The 6,767-nt window shown below is 70.1% G+C and carries 9 protein-coding genes; 5 read left to right on the top strand and 4 right to left on the bottom strand.

All coding sequences use genetic code 11. The features are described 5' to 3' along the window. Window positions 1-139: 139 nt before the first annotated feature. Window positions 140-433, bottom strand: a complete 294-nt coding sequence (locus SMA5143A_RS33360) for an MTH1187 family thiamine-binding protein (protein ID WP_055713498.1) — start codon at window positions 431-433, stop codon at window positions 140-142. After that, entirely contained in the window at window positions 430-774 is a 345-nt protein-coding gene (locus SMA5143A_RS33365) for a DUF3817 domain-containing protein (protein WP_107466587.1), read from the bottom strand. Before SMA5143A_RS33365 ends, SMA5143A_RS33360 begins: the two co-directional genes overlap by 4 nt. A gap of 178 nt (window positions 775-952) precedes the next feature. On the opposite strand from SMA5143A_RS33365, the gene SMA5143A_RS33370 reads away from it, so the two are divergent. From SMA5143A_RS33370 to SMA5143A_RS33385, 4 genes are all read left to right on the top strand, one after another. Further along, window positions 953-1,585 (top strand): AIM24 family protein, encoded by a 633-nt coding sequence (locus SMA5143A_RS33370; RefSeq protein WP_055513230.1) that lies wholly within the window; start codon window positions 953-955, stop codon window positions 1,583-1,585. Between the two features lies 1 nt (window position 1,586). Beyond that, window positions 1,587-2,237: an AIM24 family protein gene (locus SMA5143A_RS33375; protein ID WP_107466588.1), complete on the top strand. Its 651-nt coding sequence runs from the start codon at window positions 1,587-1,589 to the stop codon at window positions 2,235-2,237. A gap of 2 nt (window positions 2,238-2,239) precedes the next feature. After that, window positions 2,240-3,037, top strand: coding sequence for an AIM24 family protein (locus SMA5143A_RS33380; protein WP_055713495.1), 798 nt, complete (start codon window positions 2,240-2,242; stop codon window positions 3,035-3,037). Between the two features lie 110 nt (window positions 3,038-3,147). Next, entirely contained in the window at window positions 3,148-3,624 is a 477-nt protein-coding gene (locus SMA5143A_RS33385; RefSeq protein ID WP_107466589.1) for a MarR family winged helix-turn-helix transcriptional regulator, read from the top strand. A gap of 135 nt (window positions 3,625-3,759) precedes the next feature. Here SMA5143A_RS33385 and SMA5143A_RS33390 read toward each other — a convergent pair whose 3' ends face one another. Then, complete coding sequence (locus SMA5143A_RS33390) at window positions 3,760-5,187, bottom strand: sensor histidine kinase (protein WP_107466590.1); 1,428 nt, start codon at window positions 5,185-5,187, stop codon at window positions 3,760-3,762. Further along, the gene (locus tag SMA5143A_RS33395; protein WP_107466591.1) at window positions 5,184-5,852 is read right to left on the bottom strand and encodes a response regulator transcription factor; all 669 of its coding nucleotides are present in this window, start codon (window positions 5,850-5,852) and stop codon (window positions 5,184-5,186) included. Before SMA5143A_RS33395 ends, SMA5143A_RS33390 begins: the two co-directional genes overlap by 4 nt. A 122-nt stretch (window positions 5,853-5,974) precedes the next feature. Here SMA5143A_RS33395 and SMA5143A_RS33400 point away from each other — a divergent pair, with 122 nt between their 5' ends. Then, on the top strand, window positions 5,975-6,691 hold the full coding sequence (locus SMA5143A_RS33400) for a PepSY domain-containing protein (RefSeq protein WP_107466592.1): 717 nt from the start codon (window positions 5,975-5,977) through the stop codon (window positions 6,689-6,691). The last annotated feature ends 76 nt before the right edge of the window (window positions 6,692-6,767 follow it).

The following is a 6,767-nucleotide window of genomic DNA, read 5'->3' on the forward strand; positions in this document are numbered from 1 at the left end:
AACGACGAGGCGATACCTCCACGAAAGAGCGCGATTGGCGGTACGTCGATCCGGAGGGGGCCGAACGGAGGACATCCCGGCGGATGCCCGCCGCTACGGCAGACGGCGTAGCGCGCGCACCGCCGGGGCCCGGAGGGGGCTACTCGGCGAGGTAGCGCTCGATCGTCTCCACCTTGGAGGTGAGGCCGTCGGTCACGCCGGGGCGGATGTCCGCCTTGAGGACCAGGGAGACCCGCGGGGCGCGCTCCTCGACCGCGGCGACGGCGCGACGGACGACGTCCATGACCTCGTCCCAGTCGCCCTCGACGGAGGTGAACATCGCGTCGGTGCGGTGCGGCAGACCCGATTCACGGACGACCCGGACGGCGTCGGCGACGTACTCCCCCACGTCCTCGCCGACGCCGAGCGGCGTCACGGAGAAGGCGACGATCACGCGTTCACGATCCCTTCCTTGCGGGCGCGGGAGGCGATCACCGCGTTCTCGGCCTCACGCCGCAGCCGGCGCTCCGCGAAGAAGCCGCCGGCGGGCAGCACGGAGAGGGCGAAGTAGAGCGCGGCGGTCTTCGGCGACCACTTCGCGCGGTTCCAGGCGTCGGCCCAGAAGACCAGGTACAGCAGGAACAGGACGGCGTGGACCCAGCCCATGACGGGCACCGCGTTGAACTCCGTGGTCCGCTTCAGCACCGAGCAGACGAGCAGCAGCAGGAAGGAGACGGCCTCGGGGGCGGAGACGAGGCGCAGGCGGCGGAGGGCGGAGGCGGTCTTTATGTCCACGGGTCACCTTCGGTGGGGTCGGCGGGCGAGTCGTCGAGCTTTGTGAACGCATGCACAAGCGCGGTCCATTCTGGCATCCGTCAACCTCCCGAATGCCCCAGGGGTCCCCTCAGGGTCGAGATCACCCTCTGGACCCTGTCCTGTCCGGCCATCGGCCGGTTACCGTCCTCCCGTGGCAATGTTCCGACTTCAAGGCAGCAAGGTGCTCGCCGTCGACATGACCGGGGACGCCGTGAAGGCGAAGAACGGCTCGATGGTCGCGTACGACGGTCAGATGTCGTTCAAGAAGCTGAGCGGCGGTGGTGAGGGCCTGCGCGGGATGGTGACGCGGCGCCTCACGGGTGAACAGATGACGTTGATGGAGGTCACCGGGCAGGGAACCTGCTGGTTCGCGGACCGGGCCTCCGAGATCAACCTCGTGAATCTTCAGGGGGACAAGCTGTATGTGGAGTCGAGCAATCTGCTCGCGACGGACTCCGGACTGCGGACCGGCACGAGCTTCACGGGGCTGCGCGGCGCCTCGCAGGGCAACGGCCTGTTCACCACGACGATAGAGGGCCACGGCCAGGCGGCGATCATGTCCGACGGCCCGGCGGTGGTGCTGCGCGTGAGCCGCCAGTACCCGCTGACGGTGGACCCGGGGGCGTACATCGCCCACCAGGGCAACCTCCAGCAGTCGTTCCAGTCCGGTGTGACGTTCCGCACGCTCCTCGGGGAGGGCGGCGGCGAGGCGTTCCAGATGCGCTTCGAGGGCGACGGACTCGTGTACGTCCAGCCGAGTGAGCGCAACACGATCGCGGGAGACGTGTGAGATGCCCTTCCGTGAGATCAACTCGAAGATGATCGAGGCGACCGTCATGCCCGGCCAGCGGCTGTTCAGCCAGCGCGGGGCGATGCTCGCCTACAAGGGCGAGGTGTCCTTCACGCCCAACATCCAGGGCGGCCAGGGCGGTATCGCGTCGATGATCGGCCGCCGGGTCGCGGGCGAGGCGACCCCGCTGATGACCGTCGAGGGCAGCGGCACGGTCCTGTTCGGGCACGGCGGCCACCACATCCAGGTGATCGGCCTGACCGGTGACACGCTCTACGTCGAGGCCGACCGTCTGCTGGCCTTCGACGGCACCCTCCAGCAGGGCACGATGTTCATGGGCTCGCAGGGCGGCGTCATGGGCATGGTCCGCGGCCAGGTGACCGGGCAGGGTCTGTTCACCACCACCCTCCAGGGCCACGGCGCGGTCGCCGTGATGGCGCACGGCGGAGTCATCGAGGTCCCCATCACCCCCCACCGCCCGGTCCATGTGGACCCCCAGGCGTACGTGGCCCACCACGGGGACGTGCGCAACAAGCTGTCCACCGCGCTCGGCTGGCGCGACATGGTGGGCCGCGGCTCCGGCGAGGCGTTCCAGCTGGAGCTGAGCGGCAACGGCGCGGTGTACGTCCAGGCCTCGGAGGAGAAGCTGTGAGCATGTACGGGGGCCCTGTCGCCGGCCCGACGGTCTTCGACCCGATGACACTGCCGAGCGACGACAACGTCAACAACTACACCTTCTGCGTGGAGCTCAAGGGGAGCCAGTGGTTCCTGCAGAAGGGCAAGATGATCGCCTACTACGGGCAGATGGAGTTCAACGGCGTCGGACACGGCCGGCTGGACCGCCTTGTCCGTACGTCCTTTCATTCGCCTCTGCACGCGAGCGACTGGGTCGTCGCCGAGGGCTCCGGGAAGATGCTCCTGGCCGACCGGGCCTTCGACGTCAATTCATATGACTTGGACGAGGGCAACCTCACCATTCGCTCCGGCAACCTCCTCGCTTTTCAGCCAAGTCTCGCGCTGAAGCAGTCCATCGTTCCGGGGTTCCTGACGCTGATCGGGACCGGCAAGTTCGTGGCCGCCTCCAACGGCCCCGTGGTGTTCATGGAACCCCCCATTCGGGTCGACCCGCAGGCGCTGGTCGGGTGGGCCGACTGCCCCTCCCCCTGCCACCACTACGACCATGGGTACATGACAGGCGTGATGGGCGGTCTACGTGCACTGACGGGCATCGGCGGCGCCTCCGGCGAGGAGCACCAGTTCGAGTTCGTCGGGGCGGGCACGGTGTTGCTCCAGTCGTCCGAAACGCTGATGGCCGAGCAGGCCATGGGCGCGGTGCCGCACGAGCCGGGCGTACCCGGCGGCGGAGGGGTACCCGGCCACCACGGACAGCAAGTCGGCACACCGCGCCTTCCCGGACAGCTGGGGGACCTCCAGCGTCGCTTCGGGCTGTGAGCGGTAGTCTGCGGAGTGTGACATCGAACGTGTGCGCGCTGTCATGTTCCGACCCGTACCACCACAACCCTCACTAGTTCACCTTTCAACCTTTTAGGTAGACTTCATTCATGGAGACCGAGACGGCCACGCACTGGCTGACCGATGCGGAGCAGTGCGCCTGGCGCACCCATCTGGACGTCAACCGACTGTTGACGCACCAGCTCGAAAGGGATCTGCAGCCGTTCGGCCTGACAATGAACGACTACGAGATCCTGGTGAACCTTTCCGAGTCGGAGGGTCTGCGGATGCGGATGAGTGACCTCGCCTCCGCGACCCTCCAGTCCAAGAGCCGCCTCTCGCACCAGATCACCCGCATGGAGAACGCGAACCTGGTGCGCCGGGAGAACTGCGAGTCCGACCGGCGCGGGCTGTTCGCCGTGCTCACCGAGCACGGGCTGGAGACCATGCGGCGGGTCGCGCCGCACCATGTGGCGTCGGTGCGGCGGCACTTCATCGATCTGCTGCCGGAGGAGGCGCTGGAGGAGCTGCACAAGTCGCTGACGCCGGTCGCGGAGCACTTGCGCAGCCATCGCGGCAAGCCGTAGCGCTCCGCTGGGGGCCGGGAGACCACGGGGGGTGGGCTGCGGGTCTGGTGTCGGCTGCGGGTTCGTCGTGGCCGGTCGCGCAGTTCCCCGCGCCCCTGGGTTACCTGGGGGCCTCGTCGCTCGAAGAAGGCACCCTTAGATCTTCCTCGGGAGGCGTAGTTCGAAGAGGGCGCCGCCTTCGGGGGCGTCCCGGACCGTCAGGGTGCCCGCGTGGCGGCGGGCGATGTCCCTGGCGATGGCCAGGCCCAGGCCGGCGCCGCCGTCGTCGCGGGCCCGGGACTCGTCCAGACGGACGAACCGTTCGAAGATCCGCTCACGGTCGGCCGGTGCGACCCCCGAGCCGTCGTCGGCGACCTGGAGGACGGCCTCGCCGGCCTCGACGCGCAGGGTGACGGCGACCCGGTCGCGGGCATGCCGGGCGGCGTTGTCCAACAGGTTGCCGAGGACCCGGCAGATCTGGCTCCGTGAGCCGCCGACCTCCAGCGACGCCACACTGTCGAGGGCCACCCCCGCACGGGAGTCCACCTCCTCCCGGACGACGGCCGCGAGGTCGAACCGCGCGTCCGGCGGCGGCCGCTCCCCCGCGTCGAGGCGGGCGAGGAGCAGCAGATCGGCGGCGAGACTCTGCAACCGCACGGTGTCCTCCAGGGCCCCGTCCAGGTCCAGCAGCTCCGGGTGCGCGGCGCCCACCTCCAGTTGGGTGCGCAGCGAGGCGATGGGGCTGCGCAGTTCGTGCGAGGCGTCGGCGACGAAGGCGCGCTGGCGTTCGACGGAGCTCTCCAGCGCGGCGAGCGTCTCGTTGGTCGTACGGGCCAGACGCGCGACCTCGTCATGGGTGTCCGGCTCGGGGACGCGCCGCGAGAGGTCCTCGGACGCCGTGATCGCGGCCATCTCGACACGGATGCCCTCGACGGGTCGCAGCGCCCGCCGGGTGACCAGGTACGTCACCCCGCTGACCGTCAGCAGCAGCAGCGGCAGCCCGATCAGCATCGTCGTCAACGCGGTGTCCACGGCGTCCTGTTCGACGGCGAGCGGCGCGCCCGCGTAGACGGTGAGCGGGACCCCGCCCTTCGTGATCACGTCGACGGCGGCGAACCGGTACTCGGCCGTCTCCCCCTCGACGGTCGCGGTGCCCTCGCCGTACCAGGTCTCGTCGGCGACCTCACCGGGCTTCAGGCGGCCCGCGTCCTCCGCCTCCCGGTCGCCCTCCGCCCGGTCGTCGGCGTCGTCGTTGGTCTCGGAGTTGAGCCGTTCGGAGGCGACGGCGCTCACGCTGATGCCCTCGACGTCCTCCCCGACCACGACCGGCTTCTGCTCGCGGTCGAGGATCTCCACGGGGTTCTCGTCGCCGTCCGGCAGGTTCAGCTTGTCGTACGCGAAGCCGTGCGCGAGCGCCGAGGCGGCGCCGCGGGCCACGGAGTCGGCCTCGGTGTCCGCCTTGTCGACGAGGGTGAACCGCAGCGAGAGCAGCACCGCGGCGCCCGCCGCGACCAGGGCGACGGCGACGACCACGGTCGCGGCGAGGGTGGCACGGGCCCGCACGGAGCCCAGACGGCGCCTCACGGGCGGGCCTCCAGCCGGTATCCGGCGCCGCGGACGGTCTTGATGAGCGTCGGGCCCAGCTTGCGGCGCAGGGTGCTGATGTACACCTCGACGATGTTCGGGTCGCCGTCGTAGGCGAAGTCCCAGACGTGCTCCAGGATGTCGGCCTTCGACACGACCTCACCGGCTCTGAGCGCGAGCTGTTCGAGGACGGAGAACTCCTTGGCGGTCAGGGTGACCTCGTCGTCGGCGAGGAACACGCGCCGGGCGGCGGTGTCGACCCGCAGATCGCCGACCGTGAGCACGGGCGAGGCACCGCCGGCCGGGCCGCGCCGCCTGAGCAGCGCCTTCACCCGGGCGACGAGGACCACGTACGAGAACGGCTTGGTGAGGTAGTCGTCGGCGCCCGTGTCGAGCCCCTCGGCCTCGTCGTACTCGCCGTCCTTGGCGGTGAGCATCAGGATCGGCACGTCGTGGCCTGCGGCGCGCAGGGCGGCGCACACGCGGTAGCCGTTCATGCCGGGCAGCATGATGTCGAGGATGACGAGGTCGTAGACGCCCTCGCTCGCCCGGTGCAGGCCCTCCGCGCCGTCGTGGACGACGTCCACCGCGTAGCCCTCGGCCGTCAGCCCCTTGGCCAGGGACACCGCGAGCCGCTTCTCATCTTCCACGATCAACAGGCGCATGCGTTCAGCTTGGCAAAGCGAACCTGAAGCGGTCTTCAGGGGGGTTCAGGTCCGCTTCAGCGTCGCTCGGCCAGATTGGTGGACGTCGAAAGCAGACGAGGCACACCAGACGGAGGAACCCCATGAAGCGCAACATCGTCATCGCCACCGTCGCGGCCGCCGCCCTGATCGGCGGAGGCACCGCGACCGCCATCGCGGTCGCGGGTGACGACGAGGCGCCGGCGAAGAAGACGGTCACGGTGGCGAACGACGACACCGACCGCGACGACGCCCAGGACACCGACGACACCGCGCAGGACAGGGCCGAGGACAAGGCGGAGGACAAGGCCGAGGACCGGGCCGCGCGGGACGCGGACGAGGACGCCGAGGACAAGGCCGAGAACGCGGCCGACGCCAAGGCCGCGCAGATCACCGCCGCCGACGCGATCGAGGCGGCGCTGAAGCACACGTCCGGTACGGCGGTCTCCGCCGACCTGGACGACGAGGGCACGACCTATGTGTGGGACGTCGACGTGCTGACGGGCGGCGGCGCCTGGCACAGCGTCCAGATCGACCCGGCCACCGGGAAGGTCCTCGGCTCGCACACCGAGAAGGACGACGACGGTGACGACGCCGCCGAGACCGCGCGGATCCGGGACGCGCTGAAGGGCAGCTCGGTGACCGCCGCGGAGGCCGCGGAGGCCGCCGCCGCGAAGGGCACGGTCACCTCGGTGGACCTCGACGAGGAGAGCCGGGACAAGGCGTGGGAGGTCGACACCACCGCCGCGAACGGCACGGGCAGCGATTGGCGCGTGGCGCTGGACACGGGGAAGGTCACGGCCGACCGCACGAACGACTGACGGCGGGGCCGCCTTTCCGGGCCGTGGTTCACGTGCGGCCCGGTGGGGGCTTGTCGCGCAGTTCCCCGCGCCCCTG

It is taken from the genome of Streptomyces sp. MA5143a (assembly GCF_900290235.1).
Lineage (GTDB): Bacteria > Actinomycetota > Actinomycetes > Streptomycetales > Streptomycetaceae > Streptomyces.